The sequence below is a fragment of the Bradyrhizobium sp. ERR14 genome, from assembly GCF_014198235.1.
Classification (GTDB): domain Bacteria; phylum Pseudomonadota; class Alphaproteobacteria; order Rhizobiales; family Xanthobacteraceae; genus Bradyrhizobium.
Window position 1 is genome coordinate 58,949 of the sequence record NZ_JACIHD010000009.1, and the last position, 20,421, is coordinate 79,369.

At 66.1% G+C, this 20,421-nt stretch carries 19 protein-coding genes; 15 read left to right on the plus strand and 4 right to left on the minus strand.

From position 1 onward, the window contains the following. The first annotated feature begins 109 nt into the window (after positions 1 to 109). From GGD62_RS24210 to GGD62_RS24250, 9 genes are all read left to right on the plus strand, one after another. On the plus strand, positions 110 to 691 hold the full coding sequence (locus tag GGD62_RS24210) for a helix-turn-helix domain-containing protein (RefSeq protein ID WP_183710584.1): 582 nt from the start codon (positions 110 to 112) through the stop codon (positions 689 to 691). A 243-nt stretch (positions 692 to 934) separates the two neighbouring features. Beyond that, positions 935 to 1,990 carry a LacI family DNA-binding transcriptional regulator gene (locus GGD62_RS24215; RefSeq protein WP_183710585.1) on the plus strand — a complete coding sequence of 352 codons (1,056 nt, stop codon included), beginning with the start codon at positions 935 to 937 and terminating at the stop codon, positions 1,988 to 1,990. Positions 1,991 to 2,072: 82 nt separating this feature from the next. After that, entirely contained in the window at positions 2,073 to 3,527 is a 1,455-nt protein-coding gene (gene xylB, locus GGD62_RS24220; RefSeq protein WP_183710586.1) for a xylulokinase, read from the plus strand. Further along, positions 3,528 to 4,850, plus strand: coding sequence for a xylose isomerase (gene xylA / locus GGD62_RS24225; RefSeq protein WP_183710587.1), 1,323 nt, complete (start codon positions 3,528 to 3,530; stop codon positions 4,848 to 4,850). It begins immediately after the preceding gene. A gap of 12 nt (positions 4,851 to 4,862) precedes the next feature. Beyond that, positions 4,863 to 5,621, plus strand: coding sequence for an ATP-binding cassette domain-containing protein (locus tag GGD62_RS24230; RefSeq protein ID WP_183710588.1), 759 nt, complete (start codon positions 4,863 to 4,865; stop codon positions 5,619 to 5,621). Beyond that, positions 5,621 to 6,703: an ABC transporter permease gene (locus tag GGD62_RS24235; protein ID WP_183710589.1), complete on the plus strand. Its 1,083-nt coding sequence runs from the start codon at positions 5,621 to 5,623 to the stop codon at positions 6,701 to 6,703. The genes GGD62_RS24230 and GGD62_RS24235 overlap by 1 nt, the downstream gene beginning before the upstream one ends. 95 nt (positions 6,704 to 6,798) lie before the next feature. Further along, positions 6,799 to 7,731 (plus strand): sugar-binding protein, encoded by a 933-nt coding sequence (locus tag GGD62_RS24240; RefSeq protein ID WP_179740001.1) that lies wholly within the window; start codon positions 6,799 to 6,801, stop codon positions 7,729 to 7,731. Positions 7,732 to 7,833: 102 nt separating this feature from the next. After that, positions 7,834 to 8,811, plus strand: coding sequence for an aldo/keto reductase (locus GGD62_RS24245; protein WP_183710590.1), 978 nt, complete (start codon positions 7,834 to 7,836; stop codon positions 8,809 to 8,811). A 3-nt stretch (positions 8,812 to 8,814) separates the two neighbouring features. Next, on the plus strand, positions 8,815 to 9,657 hold the full coding sequence (locus GGD62_RS24250; RefSeq protein WP_183710592.1) for an amidohydrolase: 843 nt from the start codon (positions 8,815 to 8,817) through the stop codon (positions 9,655 to 9,657). 197 nt (positions 9,658 to 9,854) lie between these two features. Here GGD62_RS24250 and GGD62_RS24255 read toward each other — a convergent pair whose 3' ends face one another. Next, positions 9,855 to 11,084: an ABC transporter substrate-binding protein gene (locus GGD62_RS24255; protein ID WP_183710594.1), complete on the minus strand. Its 1,230-nt coding sequence runs from the start codon at positions 11,082 to 11,084 to the stop codon at positions 9,855 to 9,857. A gap of 115 nt (positions 11,085 to 11,199) precedes the next feature. Next, positions 11,200 to 12,126 (minus strand): class I SAM-dependent methyltransferase, encoded by a 927-nt coding sequence (locus GGD62_RS24260; protein ID WP_183710596.1) that lies wholly within the window; start codon positions 12,124 to 12,126, stop codon positions 11,200 to 11,202. 131 nt (positions 12,127 to 12,257) lie between these two features. Between GGD62_RS24260 and GGD62_RS24265 the strand changes: the two genes are divergently transcribed. The 5 genes from GGD62_RS24265 to GGD62_RS24285 all read left to right on the plus strand — a co-directional run bounded on the left by GGD62_RS24265 (position 12,258) and on the right by GGD62_RS24285 (position 17,862). Further along, positions 12,258 to 13,295 (plus strand): ligase-associated DNA damage response exonuclease, encoded by a 1,038-nt coding sequence (locus GGD62_RS24265; RefSeq protein ID WP_179740038.1) that lies wholly within the window; start codon positions 12,258 to 12,260, stop codon positions 13,293 to 13,295. Next, entirely contained in the window at positions 13,292 to 15,166 is a 1,875-nt protein-coding gene (locus tag GGD62_RS24270) for an ATP-dependent DNA ligase (RefSeq protein WP_183710598.1), read from the plus strand. Before GGD62_RS24265 ends, GGD62_RS24270 begins: the two co-directional genes overlap by 4 nt. 305 nt (positions 15,167 to 15,471) lie before the next feature. Next, complete coding sequence (locus GGD62_RS24275; protein ID WP_018320831.1) at positions 15,472 to 15,777, plus strand: DUF6460 domain-containing protein; 306 nt, start codon at positions 15,472 to 15,474, stop codon at positions 15,775 to 15,777. A gap of 21 nt (positions 15,778 to 15,798) precedes the next feature. After that, complete coding sequence (locus tag GGD62_RS24280) at positions 15,799 to 16,533, plus strand: MBL fold metallo-hydrolase (protein ID WP_183710600.1); 735 nt, start codon at positions 15,799 to 15,801, stop codon at positions 16,531 to 16,533. Between the two features lie 3 nt (positions 16,534 to 16,536). Beyond that, on the plus strand, positions 16,537 to 17,862 hold the full coding sequence (locus GGD62_RS24285; protein WP_183710602.1) for an MATE family efflux transporter: 1,326 nt from the start codon (positions 16,537 to 16,539) through the stop codon (positions 17,860 to 17,862). 133 nt (positions 17,863 to 17,995) lie between these two features. Here the strand turns inward: GGD62_RS24285 and GGD62_RS24290 are convergent, their stop codons facing one another. Then, positions 17,996 to 19,093, minus strand: coding sequence for a quinone-dependent dihydroorotate dehydrogenase (locus GGD62_RS24290; RefSeq protein WP_018320828.1), 1,098 nt, complete (start codon positions 19,091 to 19,093; stop codon positions 17,996 to 17,998). Continuing rightward, complete coding sequence (locus GGD62_RS24295; protein ID WP_018320827.1) at positions 19,090 to 19,434, minus strand: DUF952 domain-containing protein; 345 nt, start codon at positions 19,432 to 19,434, stop codon at positions 19,090 to 19,092. Before GGD62_RS24295 ends, GGD62_RS24290 begins: the two co-directional genes overlap by 4 nt. Before the next feature lie 319 nt (positions 19,435 to 19,753). Between GGD62_RS24295 and GGD62_RS24300 the strand changes: the two genes are divergently transcribed. Then, complete coding sequence (locus GGD62_RS24300; RefSeq protein WP_018320826.1) at positions 19,754 to 20,404, plus strand: helix-turn-helix transcriptional regulator; 651 nt, start codon at positions 19,754 to 19,756, stop codon at positions 20,402 to 20,404. Positions 20,405 to 20,421 lie beyond the last annotated feature (17 nt).

Genomic DNA, 20,421 nt, shown 5'->3' on the forward strand with positions numbered 1-20,421 from the left:
AGCTCCTCGCTCCCGGCGCTGACTGCTTACTCGCCCTAAGCTGCTCTCGCCCGGCGGCTTGTGGTCCTTGTGCCGGGCCATGTTCGGATGAAGGCCAAGACCGGAAAAAATGGACCAGCAGAAACTCGACCGTGCGATCGGTCGCCGCCTGAAGACGCTGAGGACGCAGGCCGGCATGACCTTGGACGAGCTCGCCGCGCGTTCCGGCGTCAGCCGCGCCATGATCGGGCGGGTGGAGCGGGCGCAGAGCAGCGCGACGGCTGCGCTGCTGGGACGACTCTGCGCGGCGCTCGACGTGTCGCTCAGCGATGTCGTCGCGCTCGCCGAGAAGCCGCCGGAGCGGCTGGTGCGGCTTGCCGACCAGCCGCACTGGCGTGACCCCGACAGCGGCTATCGCCGCCGGCACGCCTCGCCGACGGATGCGGCGAGCGGCATCGAGATCATCGTCGTCGATCTGCCGGCCGGCGCGCGGGTGCCGTACAGCCCCTGGGGCCGCAACGCCTTTACCCAGCAGTTGCTGATGCTGGAGGGGGCGATCGCCGTGCACATCGACGCCAAGGCGGTGCGCCTGCGCGAAGGCGATTGCCTGGATTTCGACGTGATGCGCGCGGTGATCTTCGAGAACGAAACCAGGCAGGACGCGCGCTACGTCATCATCACGCGGCGCGGCGCCTCCTACGGGAAGATGTGAGATCAGGGCAGGCCCTGTAGCTGTCGACAGGTCCGGTCAACGCTCTGGCCGGCTGCGGGAGCGGCTGGACCCGCTTGCCGACCCAGGCAAGGCGGTGATGGCCACGCGTCCAGGGTTCGAGCGAGACGCGGGTCGGGCAGGGGGCGTGTTTACCTCTGTGGTTACAACCGCAACTCGAGGCGATGCGGCGACGATCCTCAAAATGAGTTGCGTACCTCAAAACACCTCTGCTAACCTTCAGCGATGGCCGAGACCCTCACCGCGACCGCGCTGACGCTGAAGGACATCGCCCGCGAGGCGGGCGTTAGCCTGGCGACGGTCGATCGCGTGCTGCACAATCGCCCGGGGGTGCGGCCGGACACGGTGCGGCGCGTCCAGGCGGCCATTGAGCGCAACGCGTTCCAGCCGCACGTCGCCGCCGCCGAGCTCGCCCGTGGCCGCGCCCGCCGCTTTGCCTTCGTGATGCCCTCGGGGCCGAACCCGTTCATGCAGCAGATCGAGGCCTATCTCGGCGAGATGTCCGCCTGGCTGTCGGCCCGCCGGCTCAGCGTCGAGATGGTCGCGACCGACGTGTTTGCCCCCTCCGTGCTCGCGGCCTCATTGGAGGCGCTGTCGGGCGATTACGATGGCGTCGCCGTGGTGGCGCTGGATCATCCGAGCGTCCGTGCCGCGATCAACGATCTCGTCGATGCCGGCACCAAGGTGGTGACGCTGGTTTCGGACGTGCCGTCGTCGCGCCGCCACCATTATGTCGGCATCGACAACATCGCGGCGGGCCGCACCGCCGGCGCGCTGGTCGGACGGCTGGTCGGCCAAAGATCCGGCAAGGTTGCGATCGTCGCGGGCTCGCAGGGCCTGCGCGACCATGCCGAGCGCATTTTCGGCTTCAACCAGGTGATGGCGTCGGAATTTTCCGGCCTCAGCGTGCTGCCGGTGCTGGAAGGGCGCGACGAGGACGATCGTTCCGAACAGGTGCTGGCGCGGCTGCTCGGCAAGCATGCCGACATCGTCGGCCTCTATAACGTCGGCGCCGGCACCCAGGGCGTCGCCAAGGCCTTGAGTAACGAGGCGTTGAGCGATGCCGGCCGCGACAAGGTCGTGTTTGTCGGTCATGACGTCACCGTGCTGACCCGCCGGCTGCTGCTGCAGGGCGTGATGGATGCCGCGATCTCGCAGAACCCCGGACACGAAGCGCGCGCCGCCGTGCGCGTGCTGCTCGCACTCGCCCGCGGCGAGCCGATCTTGCGCGAACAGGAGAAGATCAGGATCGACATCGTGATGCGGGACAATCTGCCTTAGCGGCAGGTGGATATCGAACGGGCCGTGGCGGAGAGCGTGACGTCAAGATCGCGCCTCGCAAAAGGGCAAAGAGGAGGACGATTTGTATCTCGGACTGGACATCGGCACGTCCGGCGTGAAAGCGGTGCTCGTGAGCGAAGCCGGCGCGATCCTCGCGACGGCGGCGCGCGAGCTTGCGCTGTCGCATCCGGCGCCGTTGTGGTCCGAGCAGGATCCCGATTCCTGGGTCGATGCTGCCATCGGTGCGGTCGACGATCTCGCCGCCCGCCATCCACGCGAGGTCACGCGGATCCGCGGCATCGGCCTGTCGGGCCAGATGCATGGCGCGACGTTGCTCGACGAGGATGGACGGCCGCTGCGTCCGGCGATCCTCTGGAACGACGGCCGCTCGCAGGCCGAATGCGCCGTGCTGGAGCAGCGGTGCCCCTCGCTGCATGCGATTGCCGGCAATCTCGCGATGCCCGGTTTCACCGCGCCGAAGCTGTTGTGGCTCGCGCGGCATGAGCCAAAAATCTTCGCGCGCGTCGCAAAGGTGCTGCTGCCCAAGGCCTATGTACGCTATCGCCTGACCGGCGAGATGATCGAGGATATGTCGGATGCGGCCGGCACGCTGTGGCTCGATGTCGGTCTGCGCCGCTGGTCGCCCCTGTTGCTGCATGCCACCGGGCTCGATCTTCACCACATGCCGCGCCTCGTCGAGGGCAGCGAGGTAAGCGCGATGCTCGCGCCGGAATTCACGCAGCGCTGGGGCATGGCGAAAGACGTCGTTGTCGCCGGAGGCGCCGGCGACAATGCCGCGAGCGCGATCGGGCTCGGCGCGATCGCGCCGGGCGATGCGTTCCTGTCGCTGGGAACGTCCGGCGTGGTGTTCCGCGTCACCGACCGCTTCGCGCCGGCACCGGCCTCGGCGGTGCATGCGTTCTGTCACGCGCTGCCCGGCCTCTGGCACCAGATGGGCGTGATGCTCTCGGCGGCGGCCTCGCTGGCCTGGCTTGCCGGTGTGATGGAGACGCCGGCCCCAGCGCTGCTGGCGCCGCTCGGCGAGCGCGTCGATGGGCCGAGCCCGATCAAATTCCTGCCCTATCTCGACGGCGAGCGCACGCCGCACAACGATGCCGCCGCCAGCGGCGCCTTCGTCGGCCTGCGCGGTGCGACCGGGCGGACGCAGATCGTGCAGGCCGTGCTCGAAGGCGTCGCCTTCGCCGCGCGCGACAATCTGGCGGCGCTGAGCGCGGCGAGCGGACCTGTTGCCGCGCTCGATCTCGTCGGTGGCGGCTCGCGCTCCCCGCTGTGGGCGCAGATCTGTGCCGACGTGCTCGGCATTCCCGTTCACCGCGTCGAGGAAGGCGAGGTGGGGGCGGCCCTCGGTGCCTCCAGGCTAGGCCGGCTCGCTGTGACCGGCGAGAGACCCGCAGCGGTCTGCACCCGCCCGCGGCGGCTCGCGAGCTTCACGCCCCGCGCATCCGTCACGGAGGCCTATGACGAGGCCTACCGGCGATGGCGCGAGCTTTATCCCGCATTGAAGGAGTCTCCTTAAGTGAACGCGTCAGCCAAATTCTTCGATGCAACCACACCTGTCGCCTTCGCCGGCAAGGACGCGGGACAGGCGCCCGCGTTCCGCTGGTACGACAAGGACCGCCTCGTGCACGGCCGCAGGCTGGAGGATCATCTGCGCTTTGCGGTCTGCTATTGGCATTCGTTCTGCTGGCCGGGCGGCGATCCCTTCGGCGGCGAGACGTTCCTGAGGCCGTGGCACCAGGGCGGTGATGCGATGGCGCAGGCGCGGGCCAAGGCCGATATCGCCTTCGAGCTGTTTCGCCTGCTCGACGTGCCCTACTTCACCTTCCACGACGTCGATGCCGCGCCGGAAGGTGGCTCGCTCGCGGAATCCGTCGCCAATCTCAATGCGATCGCCGATCTGTTCGAAGCGAAGATGGCATCGAGCAAGGTGCGCCTGCTCTGGGGCACCGCCAACCTGTTCACGCATCGTCGCTACATGGCGGGCGCGGCGACCAACCCGGACCCGGAGATATTCACCTATGCCGCCGGCCAGGTCCGCGCCGCGCTGGAGGTGACGCATCGGCTCGGTGGCCAGAACTACGTGCTGTGGGGCGGACGCGAGGGCTATGAGACGCTGCTCAACACCGATCTCAAGCGCGAGCTCGACCAGCTCGGCCGCTTCATCTCGCTGGTCGTCGAGCACAAGCACAAGATCGGCTTCAAGGGGCCGATCCTGATCGAGCCGAAGCCCAAGGAGCCGACCAAGCATCAATATGATTTCGACGTCGCCACCTGCTACGGCTTCCTTGCGCGCTACGACCTCTTGAAAGACGTCAAGCTCAACATCGAGCAGAACCACGCCATCCTCGCCGGCCATTCCTTCCATCACGAGGTCGCGCTAGCCGAGGCGCTCGGCGTGTTCGGCTCGCTCGACGTCAACCGCGGCGACGATCTGCTCGGCTGGGATACTGACCAGTTCGCGATGAACGTCCCGGAACTGGCGCTGGTGTTTCACGAGATCCTGAACCGTGGCGGCTTCACCACCGGCGGGCTCAATTTCGACGCCAAGATCCGGCGGCAGTCGATCGACCCGGACGATCTGATCCACGCCCATGTCGGCTCGATGGATGCCTGTGCGCGCGCGTTCCTCGCCGCCGCCGACATGCTCGATGCCGGCGCGCTCACGGCGCCGCTCACCGAGCGATACGAGGGATGGGCCGGCACTGAGGGTCGGGCCATTCTCGGCGGTCAGCGTTCGCTCGCCGATCTCGCCGATCGCGCGCTCCGTCCCGGCTTCGACCCGCAGCCGCGCTCGGGCCGGCAGGAATATCTGGAATCCCTGGTCAACCGCTATGTCTGAGCGAGGCTGCTGATGACAAACGCTGACGCGACACCGGTCCTCGAGCTGACCGGCATCGGTAAGGAGTTCGGCGCGATCCGCGCGCTGCATGGCGTCGACATGCAGGTCATGCCGGGCGAGGTGGTCGGCCTGATGGGCGACAACGGTGCCGGCAAGTCGACGCTGGTCAAGATCATCGCCGGCAATTTCCGCCCCAGCCACGGCGAGATCCGCTTTGCCGGCAACGCGGTTCATTTCAACCGGCCGGTCGATGCCCGCGCCGTCGGCATCGAGGTCGTCTACCAGGACCTCGCGCTATCGGACAATCTCACGGCGGCGGCCAACGTGTTCCTGGGCCGCGAGCTGAAGCGCAGGTTCGGGCCCATCGCATTGCTCGACCACAAGGCGATGGCGGCGCGCGCGCTGGAATTGTTCGGCGAGCTGCGCTCGGAGACGCGCCCCGACGACCTCGTCAAGCAGATGTCGGGCGGCCAGCGCCAGGCGGTGGCGATCGCGCGGACGCGGCTCTCCAATGCGCGGCTGGTGATGATGGACGAGCCGACCGCCGCGATCTCGGTGCGCCAGGTCGAGCAGGTGCTCGGCCTGATCCACCGGCTGAAGGAGCAGGGCGTCGCCGTGATGCTGATCTCGCACCGCATGCCCGACGTGTTCGCGGTCTGCGACCGCGTCATCGTCATGCGCCGCGGCGAGAAGCGGGCCGACAAGCCGATCCACCAGACCTCGCCAGAGGAAGTCACCGCGCTCATCACCGGCGCGAAGGAGGCGGCGTGATGGCCATGCCCATGGAATCCCCGATCAGCTTCACCAATGTCGGCCGGATCAGATGGTGGCAGCGCGGCATCTTCGCCTCCCAGACCGGTTACGTGCTGCTCGCGCTCGCGGTGCTGCTGGCGATCATGCATTTCGCCAGCCCCTATTTCTTCACCGAAGGCAATATGCAGAACGTGGCGAAGAATTTTTCCTTCATCGCCATTGCGACGCTCGGTGTCACCTTCGTGATCATCACCGGCGGCATCGACCTGTCGGTGGGATCGATGATGTGCTTCTCGGCCATGATCACCTCGATGGTGATGACCGAGCTGTCGGCGCCCGGCTCGCCGGCGGGCGCGCTGTTCGTGCATCTGGCGGCCGACGGCAAGACCGTAATTGCCAACGTGCCGGGCCTGATCCTGCTGATCTCGATCCTCGCCGGCCTCGGCGTCGCGCTGATCGCCGGCCTCGTCAACGGCTTCTGCATCGCCGTGCTCGGCCTGTCGCCCTTTGTCACCACGCTCGGCATGCTCTCGATCGTGCGCGGGCTCGGCTATGTCGTCTCCAACGGCCGCGGCAGCTTTCCGGGCGGACCCGATGCCGATCGTTTCTACGCGCTCACCTCGGGCGACGTGCTTGGCGTGCCCGTGCCTTTCATTTATCTCGTGATCCTCGCACTGACGATGGCCGTGGTCCTGCATCACACCTCGTTCGGTCGCCACGTCTTCGCGCTCGGCGGCAACGAGAAGGCCGCCGAATTGACCGGCATCCCGGTCGTGCGGGTGAAGATCGAGGTCTATGTGATTTGCGCGCTCGCAGCCGGCCTCCAGGGCATCATCATCTCCGGCTGGCTCGGATCGGCGCCCGCCAACATGGCGACGTCCTACGAGCTCAACGTGATCGCGGCGGCCGTCATCGGCGGCGCAAACCTCGCCGGCGGCATCGGCGGTCCGCTCGGGGCCATCGTCGGCTGCGTGCTGCTGGAGGTGATCCGCAACGGCCTCGTGCTGGCGCAGGTCTCCTCCTACTGGCAGCAGACGCTGGTGGGCGTGATCATCATCCTGGCCGTGCTGGTCGACCGGATCCGCTCGCGGATGAGCTGAAGGTGACGTCATCTCGGGAAGGCAAACAAAACGCCGCCTGTCCGCTTCCCGGGCGCTTTCGAGAGGATAGGCACCAAACAAGGGTGGAGGAGACCATGAGGAAACTGCTTCTTGCCGGCATCGCCGTCGCAATGATGGCAACGCCGGCATTCGCCGCGAACTACCGCTTCGTCATCGTGCCCAAGGCGATGAACAATCCGTTCTTCGACTTCGCGCGCGACGGCTGCCTGAAGCGCGCCAAGGAGCTCGGCAATATCGAGTGCATCTACAAGGGACCGGTCGAGCATGAGCCGGCGACGCAGGCCCAGATCATCCAGGACTTCGTCACGCAGAAGGTCGACGGTCTCGCCATCTCGGTCGCCGACGTCGCGGCCATGACCAAGTCGATCGAGGCGGCGACGGCCGCCGGCATCCCCGTCATCACCTTCGATGCCGATGCGCCGGGCTCCAAGCGCATCGCCTATATCGGCACCAACAACAAGGAGTTCGGCGTCGCGCTCGGCAAGCAGCTCGTGAAGATGCGGCCCGATGGCGGCAAATACGCCATGGTCTCGGGCGGCCCCGGCGCCAAGAACCTCGCCGAGCGTGTCGACGGCGTGCGCGAGGCGCTGAAGGGCTCGAAATGGACGGAGGTCGCGGGCTCCCCGACCTTCTGCAACGACGATCCGGCACTCGCGGTCCAGCAGATGACGGATATGCGCACCGCAACGCCGGATCTTGCCGCCATCGTTCCCATCGGCGGCTGGCCGATGTTCGCCCCTGAAGGCTTCAAGGCCTTCGCGTCGAGGAACAAGAAGGACATCGATTCCGGCAAGTTCACGCTTGTCGTCGCCGACACGCTGAAGATGCAGCTCGAGCTGCTGCGCGACGGCTATGCCAACGCGCTGGTCGGCCAGCGTCCGTTCGAGATGGGCGAGAAGGCGATGGACACGCTGCTCGCCATCAAGAAGGGCGAGAAGGTGCCGGAGATCGTCTACACAGGCCTCGATCTCGTCACCAAGGACAACGTCGCGCAGATGTTGAAGTAGGAGCGTCCGCCAGCCCCGCGCTCCTGCATGCCTCCCCCGCTTGCGATTTTTGCAAGCGGGGGAGATGATCTGGACCGTTGGAATGAAGACAAGGCAATGGGAATGAAACGGTCGCGGCTCGGCTCGCTCGACGTCACTTCAATCGGTCTCGGTTCCGCCCCGCTCGGCGGATTGTTCAGCCCGGTCAGCGATGCCGATGCGGAAGCGACGATCGCGCGCGCCTGGTCGCTTGGGGTGCGCTTCTTCGATACCGCGCCGCTCTACGGCTTCGGCCTCGCCGAGCGGCGATTAGGGGCCTTCCTGCGACAGCAGAAGCGCGAGTCTTACGCCATCTCGACCAAGGTCGGCCGCCTGCTGCGCGCGCCCGATGGCGGCGCCGCCGAGGACGAGCACTATAAGGGTACGCCGCGCGAGCGGCCCGTGTTCGATTTCAGTCATGACGGCGTGCTGCGATCGGTGGAGGAGAGCCTGGGTCGCCTTGGGCTCGACCGTGTCGACGTCCTCCTGGTGCACGATCCCGACGATCACTATGACGAGGCGGTCAATGGTGCCTTTCGCGCGCTCCAGCGCTTGCGCGAGGACGGCACCGTCAAGGCGATCGGCGCCGGCATGAACCAGTCGGAGATGCAGGTCCGTTTCGCCGAAGCCGTGCCGGTCGACTGCTTCCTGCTCGCCGGGCGCTACACGCTGCTCGACCAGGGCGCGCTGGATGCGCTATTTCCGCTCTGCACGGCGAAAGGCATCGGCATCCTGCTCGGCGGCATCTACAACAGCGGCATTTTGGCCAATCCGCACACCAGTGCGAAGTTCAATTATCAGGACGCCGACGCAACGCTGGTGGCGCGAGCGCTGGAGCTCGACGCGCTCTGCCGCAAGCATGGCACCGAGCTGAAGGCCGCCGCGCTCCAGTTCTGCACGGCGCATCCGGCCGTCACGGTCGCCGTGATGGGCGCGCGCAATGCCGCTGAAGTTTCCGACAACATCGCGATGTCGGAGAGTGCGGTGCCGGCCGCGTTCTGGCACGAGCTGCGGGCACGGAACCTCGTCGATGCGCGCTCGCCGCTGCCGGGCGGGGCGTAAGGCATGATCATCGACGCCCATCAACACTTCTGGGATCCTGCACGCGCCGATTATCCCTGGATGGCAGCGGACGAGCTGACGCCGATCCGCCGCGCCTTCGGTCCGGCCGATCTCGCGCCACTGTTGAAAGCGAACGGCATCGACGCCAGCATCGTGGTGCAATGTCGCTCCGCGCTGGAGGAGACCGAGGAATTCTTGCGCATTGCGCACGAAAATCCCTTCGTCGTTGGTGTGGTCGGCTGGGCTGATCTGACGGATGGTACGCTTGGCGAAACCCTTGATCGGCTTCGCGCTTCACCCGGCGGCGGCAAGCTGGTCGGCATCCGCCACCAGGTCCACGATGAAGCCGATCCCGATTGGCTGCTGCGCGAGGACGTCCAGCGCGGCCTCACCGCATTGTTCGCCCGCGATCTCACCTACGATTTCCTCGTCCGCGCCCGCGAGCTGCCGTCGGCGATCGCAACCGCGCAGGCCTTTCCGCAAGCGCGGTTCGTGCTCGACCACGCGGCCAAACCGCCGATCGCCGACGGCGGCAGCGCCGAGTGGGCCGATCGCATCAAGGCGCTCGCGGCTTGCGGCAATGTCTGGTGCAAGATCTCAGGGCTTGCGACCGAAGCGGTCTGGAACGACTGGGATGCGGAACGCCTGTTTCCGTTCGTCGCGCACGCCGCGAGGTGTTTTGGCGAAGACAGGCTGATCTTCGGCTCGGACTGGCCGGTGTGCCTGCTTGCGGGGAGCTATGGCGAGATCAAGAGCGCGCTGGAAGCCTGTCTGGCGAAGCTTGGCCCGCTTCTGCGGGACAAGGCGTTTGGTGCGAATGCCAAGGCTGCGTATCGGTTAAGTTAATTGCAGCAAATGCGCGCTCTTACCCTCTCCCCTTGTGGGAGAGGGTGGCTCGCCGCGGAGCGGCGAGACGGGTGAGGGGTCTCTCTCCGCGAGCTATCGTTTGCATTTGAGTTTGCTGAAGCAACCCCTCATCCGGCGCTTCGCGCCACCTTCTCCCACAAGGGGAGAAGGGAGGAAGCCGCGGCGCGCGCCTCAGCCTATTCCGACATCGGCTTGTCGGAGATGTCCCAGTCCTTGCCGGTGAAGGTGGAGATGAAGAGCGTCTTCATCGGCGTGTAGTCCCCGGGCGTATAGCTGTATGTGACGCCGTCGAGGAAGTAGGGCGAGTGGAAGCCAGCCAGCGTCGAGGCTTGCTTCAGCACGTTGGCGCGGGTGAGGTCGTCGCCGCAGCGACGCAGGATCTCGCCCATGGTCACGGCCTGGCCGTAGCCGGCGAAGGCGATGGTGTTGTCGGGGTCGATGGCCGGCGTGTATTTCATGCGCAATTCCTCGAACGCCATCACGTCGGGGTCCTTCTCCCATTTGGGCAGGCCGACCTCCTTGTTGTAGCGGATGGCGACGATGCCGGTGGCATTCTCGAGGCCCGCGGCATTGAGGATCGAGCGGCCGGTCGAGCCGGCGGAAAGAAGCTGCAGCGGCTTCCAGCCGAGCTCGGCGACCTTGCGGATCGACTGCGACGACGCCTTGCCGGTCGAGATGTTGTAGAAGACGTCAGCGCCCGACTTGGAGAGATTGATCAGCTGGGAATCGACGGTCGGCTCGGTGAGATCGTAGGTTTGCTCCATGATCACCTTTGCAGTGCCGCCGGCCTCTTCCAAAACCTTCTTGAAGGGACCGAGAAAGTCGCGACCAAAGTCGTCGTTCTGGTAGAGGATGCCGATCTTGGCATTCGGCTTCACGCTGACGACGTGCCGCGCCAGGATGCGCGCCTCGGTCGGATAGAGTGGCAGGCCCGCCATCGTCCATTTGAACTCTTTCGGGTTATTCCACTTCGACGCGCCGGTGTTGAGCAGCAGCTGCGGCACGCCCTTGGAGTTCAGGTATTTGTGCACGGCGGTCTGCGGCGCGGTGCCGAGCGAGCCGTACAACGCGAGCACTTCCTCCTGCTCGACCAGGCGCCGCGTCGCCTCGACGCATTTCGGGGCGCTATAGGCATCGTCCATGGTGAGAAACTTGACCTTGCGCCCGTTGATGCCGCCCTTCTCGTTCAGCATCTGGAAATAGGCTTCGCCGATGCGCCCGAGCACGCCGTAGAGCGAGCCGGGGCCGGAATGCGGCACGGTCTGGCCGATCTTGATCTCGGTGTCGCTGGCGCCCGCATCATATTTCTTCTCCGCAGCCCAGACGTAAGGCGCGGGCAAGGTGGATGCGGCGATGGTGGCGAGCGCGGCGGCGCTGAAATCGCGCCGCGATGGATTCTTGGTCATTGTTGTTTTCTCCCTGATGCGCGCATTGTGCTGGGAACGCAGCACGGCTCGCAAGTGGGAAGTCACGGCTTTGCGACGCAATGACGCTCAAATCACGGGGCGTTAGCGCCTAAACTCAAGTTTTTTCGGCAACGATCACAAGGCCGCGCACCGGCTCGTTGTTCTCGATCCGCGGCGAGGCCGGCTCCAGTGTCAGGAGCTTGAGGCCGGCCTTGGCGATGGCGCCGCGCACATATTCCGCCGAATGGGCATAGCGCAGGCCTTCGCCAAGAACGATGCCGCTGCCGTCATGCGTCTCCAGCGTGAAGGCGAGCACGCCGCCGGATACGAGCACGCGCCTGGCTTCGCTCAGCACCGGCGCGAGATCGGAGAGATAGACGAACGCATCCGCGGCGACGACGAGGTTCGCGCATCCATCGCCCTTGCTCTGCAACCCTTCGATCATGTCGGTGACTTCGAGCTCGGCATAGAGGTTGGTGGCGCGCGCCTCCTTGATCATGCCGGGCGACAGATCAATGCCGATGAAATGGTCGACCTGTTTGGCGAAGGCGGCGGCCGCGAGGCCGGTGCCGCAGCCGAGATCGATGGTGCGCTTGAAGAAGGCTGGCTTCTTCGCCGCGACGCGCGCGGCCAGCACCGCCTTGAAGATCAGCGCGGGGGCGCGGTAGCCGAGATCGTTGATCAGCGCATGCTCGAAGCGTGGCGCGTATTGATCGAACAGCGCCTGCACGTAAGCTTTGGGCATCTCCGACATCTCGGCGTCGCCGAGCCGCATCAGATGCAGGCCGGCGCCGTGCTGGTCATCAGGATCGGAATCGCGCGCCTTGCGGAAAGCCTCGATCGCCTTGTCGCGCTCGCCGAGCTGCTGACGGATCTCGCCGAGCGTGAACCAGGCCGAGGTGAAGTTCGGCGCAAGCTCGATCGCCTGCTCTATGAGGTCAGCGGCGGCGGGCAGGTCGCCCTTGAGCTGGAGGTCGCGCGCGAACTCGAAGCGGCGGTCGGCCATGAGATCGCCGGAGGTCTGGAACAGGCGGAGGGGCATTGGGAACCAACACTCGTCGTGCCGGCTCGCCGGCAATCCATCAAAAAAGCAACTGTTTAAGTGGATGGAGGCGCGGGTCAAGTCCGCGCATGACGGGTGAATTGGAGGCGCTCGCTTCCTATATGACCACCATGCGCCCCCAAGACATCCTGCTGCCAGTTGCTGCCGGCCTGTGCTGCAAGCCCGGCGGCTTCCATATCGACCCCGTTCGCCCGGTCGAGCGGGCCGTGATTACCCACGGCCATTCCGACCATGCCCGCGCCGGCCATGGTGCGGTGCTGGCGACGCAGGAAACGCTGGACATGATGCGGCTGCGCTACGGCGAGAATTTTGCCGGATCGACGCAAGTCATCAACTATGGCGAGGAGATCCGGCTCGGCGACGTCTGCGTGAAATTCCACCCGGCCGGCCATGTGCTGGGTTCGGCACAGATTGCTGTGACCTGCAAGGACACCTGCATCGTCGCTTCCGGCGACTACAAGGACGCGCCCGATCCGACCTGCACGCCGTTCGAGCTGGTGCCCTGCGACGTCTTCATCACCGAGGCGACGTTCGGGTTGCCGGTATTCCGGCATGGCGATGCGAGCGATGAGGTGAAGAAGCTGCTGGCCTCGGTCACGCTGTTTCCGGAGCGCGCGCATCTCGTCGGGGCCTATTCGCTCGGCAAGGCGCAGCGCGTGATCGCCCTGCTGCGGCAGGCCGGCTATGACGCCCCGATCTATCTGCATGGCGCGATGGAGAAGATCACCGAGTACTACCAGAGCCGCGGCATCGATCTCGGCGAGCTCAGGCCGGTGAAGGGCGTGAAGAAGGCGGCGCTCGCCGGCACCATCACGCTGGCGCCGCCCTCGGCGACCTCCGATCTCTGGACGCGGCGGTTTCCCGATCCCGTCACCGCGTTCGCATCGGGCTGGATGCGCGTGCGCGCCCGGGCGCGGCAGCGTGGCATCGAGCTGCCGCTGGTGATCTCCGATCATGCTGACTGGGACGGCCTCACCGCCACCATCGCCGCGACCGGCGCCGGCGAGATCTGGGTCACGCACGGCCAGGAAGATGCGCTGGTGCATTGGTGCCAGAGCAGGGGCCTGCGCGCGCAGCCGCTCGATCTCGTCGGCTATGGCGACGAGGAGGAGAGCGAGACACCGGCCACAGACGAGGCCGAGGCATGAACCGCTTCGCCGAACTCCTGGACCGTCTCGCCTATGAGCCCGGCCGCAACAACAAGCTGCGGCTGCTCACCGGCTATTTCCGCGAGGTTGGAGACCCCGACCGCGGCTACGCGCTGGCCGCGCTCACCGGCGCGCTCAGCTTCAAGCACGCCAAGCCCGCCCTGATCCGCGATCTCATCGCATCGCGTACGGATCCGGTGCTGTTCGGTTTGAGCTACGACTATGTCGGCGATCTCTCGGAGACGGTGGCGCTGATGTGGCCGAAGGCGCAAAACAATTCGCAGTCTTTTCCGGGCCACCCCTCTCCCCCGCCCTCCCCCACATGGGGGGAGGGAGCGCAGCGCAGTGCGGCGTTGTCAGCGAGCACAATATCTCTCAGCGATTTCCAAAGTGAGGGACGCACGAGCCTCTCCGTTCCCTCCCCCCTTGTGGGGGAGGGTCAGGGAGGGGGGTCCCGCGGGCGAGATGCTGATGAGTCCCCTCACGCCCGCAACCACAACAACCCGCCGCCGCCGACCCTGACCGAGGTCGTCACCACCTTGCGCACGCTCGGCAAGACCGAGCTGCCGAAGCAGCTCGAGCGCTGGCTCGACGAGCTTGATGAGACCGGACGCTGGGCGCTGCTGAAACTCGTCACTGGCGCGCTTCGGATTGGTATCTCCGCGCGGCTGGCGAAGACCGCGGCGGCCGCGCTCGGCGACAAGGATCCGCATGAGGTCGAGCTGATCTGGCCTGGCCTTGCGCCACCCTATCTCGACCTGTTCGCATGGCTGGAAGGCCGTGCCGAAAAGCCGGTCAACCGCGATCCCGCGCCGTTCCGGCCCGTGATGCTGGCGCATGCGATCGAGGACAGCGATTTCGCCGCGCTCGATCCCGCCGACTACATCGCCGAGTGGAAATGGGACGGCATCCGCGTGCAGGCGGTGGCGGGCCGCGATGATCGCGGCCACATCACGGCGCGGCTCTATTCACGCACCGGCGAGGACATCACGGGGAGCTTTCCCGATCTCGTGCCGTCGCTGCGCCTGCCCGGCGCGATCGACGGCGAACTCTTAATCCTGCGCGAGGGCTGTGTGCAGAGCTTCAACGTCCTGCAGCAGCGGCTCAATCGCAAGGTCGTCTCGCCAAAGCTGATCAAGGAATTTCCGATCCACCTTCGCGCCTACGATCTGCTCGGCGACGACGAGAATGATCTGCGTGAGCTGCCGTTCGCGGAACGGCGCGAGCGTCTGGAGACGTTCATCAAGAAGCTCGACGATCCCCGCATCGATCTGTCGCCCACCGTCGCCTTCGCAAGCTGGGACGCGCTCACCGCCGCACGCGCCGATCCCGCAAGCGCCGGTGCCGGCGAAGACGCGGACGCCGTCGAGGGCGTGATGCTGAAGCGGCGCGATGCGCCTTATTTGCCGGGCCGGCCGAAGGGGCAGTGGTGGAAGTGGAAACGTGATCCGCACATCATCGACGCCGTGCTGATGTATGCGCAGCGCGGTCACGGCAAGCGCTCGTCCTTTTATTCCGACTACACCTTCGGCGTCTGGACCGCCGGCGAGAGTGGTGACGAGCTGGTGCCGGTCGGCAAAGCCTATTTCGGCTTCACCGACGAGGAGCTGCTGCAGATCGATCGCTTCGTCCGCCGCAACACCACGGAAAAATTCGGTCCCGTCCGCCACGTCGTGCACGAAGGCGACAAGGGGTTGGTGCTGGAGGTGGCGTTCGAGGGCCTGCAGCGCTCGCCGCGCCATAAATCCGGCGTCGCCATGCGCTTCCCCCGCATCAGCCGCCTGCGCTGGGACAAGCCGCCGCGCGAGGCCGATCGGCTGGAGACGCTGGAGAGGATGCTGAAGGCGGAGGCGGCGGAGATTGAGGTGTGAGTGCGTTTTATGAGAGCGCTCGATTGTCGCCAAGGCGGAGATGCGCTCCCTCTCCCGCCTGCGGGAGAGGGTTGGGGGAGGGCTGTCTCCGCGATGGGACAATCCCCTAGAGGAGAAAGCCCTCACCCGCGCCTTCGGCGCGACCTCTCCCGCAAGCGGGAGAGGTTGGCGACCGCGGCCGGCAGCGCTCCCAAACCGAGGCTACCCGAATTAAACTCCCGTAACCCGATTGACGGTCCGTCACGGGTTCCCCATGTGCCTCGCCGTGCCCTATAATGGGTCGAATCCGCCTACAGGAGTTTGAGATGGTCCAAGACGTCAGAGATTTGCCGGCCGGCCGCAACGACGGGCTGAACCGCTTTCTCGGCGGCTCGCCGCTGGCGGTCGCGTTTCGCCTGGTCCTGCTCTCGATTCTGGTCGGCGTCGTGCTCGCCGCGATCGGCTTCGATCCCTGGAACATCCTCACCAGCATTCGCCTCTTGTTCCAGCGTCTCTGGGATCTCGGCTTCGACACCATCAACTGGCTGTGGCGCTACTTCCTGCTCGGCGCAGTCATCGTGATCCCGATCTGGCTGCTCTCGCGCGTGTTCGGCACGCCGCGCGGCCGGTGAGATTTTGAAGGTCCGCAGCCGATGCAATTGCGTTTTGTCGGCTGCGGCGATGCTTTCGGCTCCGGCGGCAGGCTCAATACCTGCTTCCATGTCTCGGGGCGCGAGGCCAACTTCCTGATCGACTGCGGTGCGTCGGCTCTGCCGGCGCTGAAGCGGCTCGAGATCGCGTGCGAGGACATCGATCTCATCCTGATCACGCATTTCCACGGTGATCATTTTGCCGGGCTGCCGTTTGTCCTGCTCGACGCGCAATTCTCGCGGCGGACGCGGCCGCTCACCATCGCCGGCCCGCAAGGCATCGAGACGCGGCTCGGCGAGGTGATGGAGGCGCTGTTCGAGCACTCCTCGAAGACCCAGCAGCGCTTCGAGCTTGATGTCGTCGAGCTCTCGCCCGAGCAAAGCCGGACGTTCGGCACCGTGACGGTGACGCCCTATCCGGTCGTGCACGGTGAATCCGGCGGCCCCTTCCTCGCCTACCGCGTCGAGGCCGAGGGCCGCACGCTCGCCTATAGCGCCGATACCGAATGGGCGGAGACGCTCATTCCGCTGGCGCATGGCGCGGATCTTTTCATCGCTGAAGCCTATATGTACGAGAAGGTGGTGAAGAACCATCTCAGCCTGAAGACCTTGGAACAGCATCTGCCCGACATCGGCGCCAAGCGGCTCGTCCTCACCCATATGAGCGACGACATGCTGTCGCGCCTCGACACGCTGCCCCATATGGCGGCCGAGGACGGCATGGTCGTCGTGTTCTGAACCATGCACGCGCCCGTCCATCCCAAAGTCGGCACACGTGAAGTGTTCGCCATCGCCGGGCCGGCGATGGTCGCGAACCTGACCACGCCACTGATCGGCATTGTCTCGACCACGGCGATCGGCCGCCTCGACGATGCCGCGCTGCTTGGCGGCGTCGCGATGGCCTCGGTGATCTTCGACTGCCTGTTCTGGCTGTTCGGCTTCCTGCGGATGAGCACGCTCGCCTTCACCGCGCAATCGCTGGGCGCGGGCGACACGCGCGAGCCGACCGCGATCCTGGCGCGCGGCTTCATCGTTGCCGGCCTGATCGGCGCCGCGCTGATCGTGCTGCAACTGCCGCTGGCCGCATTGCTGTTCGATCTCATGGGCGGCAGCGAGGGTGTGACGCAGGCCGCGAAGACCTACTTCAAGGTCCGGATCTGGTCGTCGCCGTTCGCGCTCGCCAATTACGTCATCCTCGGCTGGCTGATCGGCCAGGCGCGTGCCAATTCGGCCTTGATGCTTCAGGTCGTCATCAACCTCGTCAACATGGCGGCGACGATCCTGCTGGTGCTGATCTACGACACCGGCATCGCCGGTGCCGCGATCGCCGCGCTGTTGTCGGAAGCGGTCGGGTTCGCCCTCGGCGTGATCGTCTGCCGCCATTATGCCGATGGCGGCTTCGCCGTGCCGTACGCGACCCTGCTCGACCGCGACAAGCTGTTGCGGATGCTGGCGGTGAACACCGACATCCTGATCCGCACCGCGGCGCTGATCGCCGTATTCCTGTTCTTTACCGCCAAGGGCGCGCAGGCCGGCGACGTTACGCTGGCCGCCAACTCCGTGCTCAACAATTTCCTGCTGGTCAGCGCTTTCTTCCTCGACGGTCTCGCCAACGCAGCGCAGCAGCTGTGCGGCCGCGCCGTTGGCGCGCGCGATGCAAAGGGCTTTGCGGATTCGACCCGGCTGGTGCTGCTATGGGGGCTCGGCTTCGCGCTGGTGGTGTCGGGACTGTTCGCGCTGTTCGGGCCCGCCTTGATCGATTTCATGACGGCGAGTGACGACGTTCGCCGTGCCGCGCGCGAATTCCTGCCGTTCGTCGTGCTCGTGCCCATCCCCGGCGTGTTCGCCTTCGGCTTCGACGGCATCTATATCGGCGCGACCTGGGCGCGCGAGATGCGCAATCTGATGCTGGCTTCGCTGCTGATCTTCCTCGCCGCCTGGTGGGCGCTGCAATCGCTCGGCAATGCCGGGCTGTGGTGCGCGCTGATGGCTTCGTACCTCTCGCGCGGCGGCTTGCAGGCCGCACGCTATCCCGCGCAGTTCCGGGCGACGTTCGCCAAGACGTAGCTCTCGTGTCCCGGACGCGCTGCAGCGTGAAACGCTGCTGCGCAGAGCCGGGACCCAGAACGCGTGACATGGGCCCCGGCTCTGCAGCGCACCGCTGAAGGAGCGCTGCGCTGCGTCCGGGGCAGAGACCGCGTCACATCCCCGGCCAGTCTTCCGCCGTGAGCGTCGCAGCATCGGCGCCGACGATCTCGGACAGCGAATCCCGCCCGGTGCGGAGCAGCGTCGAGGTGAGGTCGCGCTTGATCTCGTCGACGAGGCCGAGGCCCTTGTAGATCAGCGACGAATAGAGCTGGATCAGGCTGGCGCCGGCGCGAATCTTGGTCAGCGCGGCACCGCCCGAATCCACGCCGCCGACGCCGATCAGCGGGAACGCGCCCTCGACGCGCACATAGGTCTCCGCGACCATCCGCGTCGACAGGCGGAACAGCGGCCGGCCGGACAGGCCGCCTTGCTCCTTGGCGCGCATCTCCTCCCGCAGCGTGCTCGGCCGCGCGATCGTCGTGTTCGACACGATCATGCCGTCGACCCGGCGCGAGCGCGCCACCTGCACGACATCGTCAAGCTGGGCGAGGCTGAGATCGGGCGCGATCTTGAGCAGCACCGGCGTGTCGCCGGCCTTCTGGCGCACACGCTCGCGCGCGTCGATCACCCTGGCGAGGAGATCGTCGAGCAGCGCGCCTTCCTGCAAATTGCGCAGGCCCGGCGTGTTCGGCGAAGAGACGTTGACGGTGAAATAGCTCGCCACCGGCGCAAAGGTCTCGATCAGCTTGACGTAGTCGGCGACGCGGTCCGGCGAGTCCTTGTTGGCGCCGACATTGACGCCGACGATGCCGCCATGCTGCGCGCGCGCGGCGAGCCGGCGCAAGGCGACGTCCGCGCCGTCATTGTTGAAACCCATGCGGTTGATGACGGCCTCATCGCGCTCCAAACGAAACAGCCGCGGCCGCGGATTGCCGCTCTGCGGCCTCGGCGTCACCGAGCCGATCTCGACGAAGCCGAAGCCGAGCCGCAGCAGCGCGTCGGGCACCTCGGCGCTCTTGTCGAAGCCCGCGGCCATGCCGATCGGATTGGGAAAGTTGAGCCCGAAGGCGCGCATCGCAAGCTTGGGATCGTCAGCGCGCGGCTTGACCGGCGGCAGGAAGCGCAATCCCTGGATCGCGAGGCGATGGGCGTCTTCCGGATCGAGCCAGCGCAGCACCGGCAGCGAAAAGGCGTCGAAAGCGCGGATCACGGCAGCAGCTCCGGAGTGTCGTGGCCGCCGTCCGAGCGGATGTTGAGGTTCATCACCGACAGCACCGCGCCGAGGTCGAGCTCGCCATAGAGATGTGGAAACAGCTCGTCATTGCGCGAGCGCTCCCAGCGCAATTCGCTGCCGAGCGCGTCGCCATCGACCTCGACCAGGAACAGCGCGCGCTGTCCGACATAGTGCTTGCGCAAGGTCTCGGGAACCTGGGCAGCGGTGGAGAAATGGATGAAGCCGTCGCGCGCATCGTCCGCGCTGCCCCGGTAGACACCCTGCCGTTCCGCCTCACGCCAGGCCGAGGCCGGACAGATTTTGTAGATCTTGACCACCGCTTGCGCAGCCCTGTTTGTTCTTTGAGTCAGCTCTTTGAGTTTCTTGGGTTTTTTCGCCGCGTGCGGGTCCCCGAAACCCGGGCGCGACCGTAAAGGCCGCCCCTTCCGAACTCAAGGCTTAGAGCCTATTCCGCTCCGATGAAATCGGAACGGGTCTCTAAATTCCTGTTTTGGTGCGTTTTCTTGCGGCGTTTTCCTGGGGCCAGCCGGTATCCATTTCGCTTGAAGGCGGCTGCTCCGCCGCCTCTTGCGCGAAAAACGGAAAACCGGTTGATTTGAGGATAGTTTTCCTGAGTTGCGACGGGCTGGACCTTGCATGGTCAGGCAGGCCAAAGCGCAGAGGATACTGACGCACGACCAGATCTGGGTCGCCCTGGATCGGTTGGCGGCGCGCGCCGGTCTGTCGCCGTCCGGTCTTGCCAAGCGCGCCGGGCTCGATCCCACCACCTTCAACAGGTCCAAGCGCGTCACCTCCGACGGCCGCGAGCGCTGGCCCTCGACCGAATCGATCGCAAAGGCGCTGGCCGCGGCCGAGTCCTCGATTGAGAGCTTTGCGCGGCTGATCGACGATGACGCCGGCGACGGCCGCTCGGTACCGCTGCTCGGCTTCGCGCTGGCCGGCGCGAGCGGCGCTTTCGATGAGGCCGGCTTTCCATCCGGCAAGGGCTGGACCGAAATCGCGCTTCCCACCGAGGACAGCCACACCTTTGCGCTGGAGATTTCCGGCGATGCGCTGCTACCCGCCTATCGCGACGGCGACCTCATCCTGGTCTCACCCGGCGCACCGATCCGCAAAGGCGATCGCGTGGTGGTGAAGACCAGGGCGGGCGAGGTGATGGTCGCGACGCTGGGGCGCCGCACCGCGAAGGCGCTGGAGCTTCAATCGCTCGATGCGTCGCAGGCCGGGCGCACCATGGCGGCGAGCGATGTGGCGTGGATGGCGCGCATCATGTGGGCGAGCCAGTGAAGGCGAGGGGGCTGCTC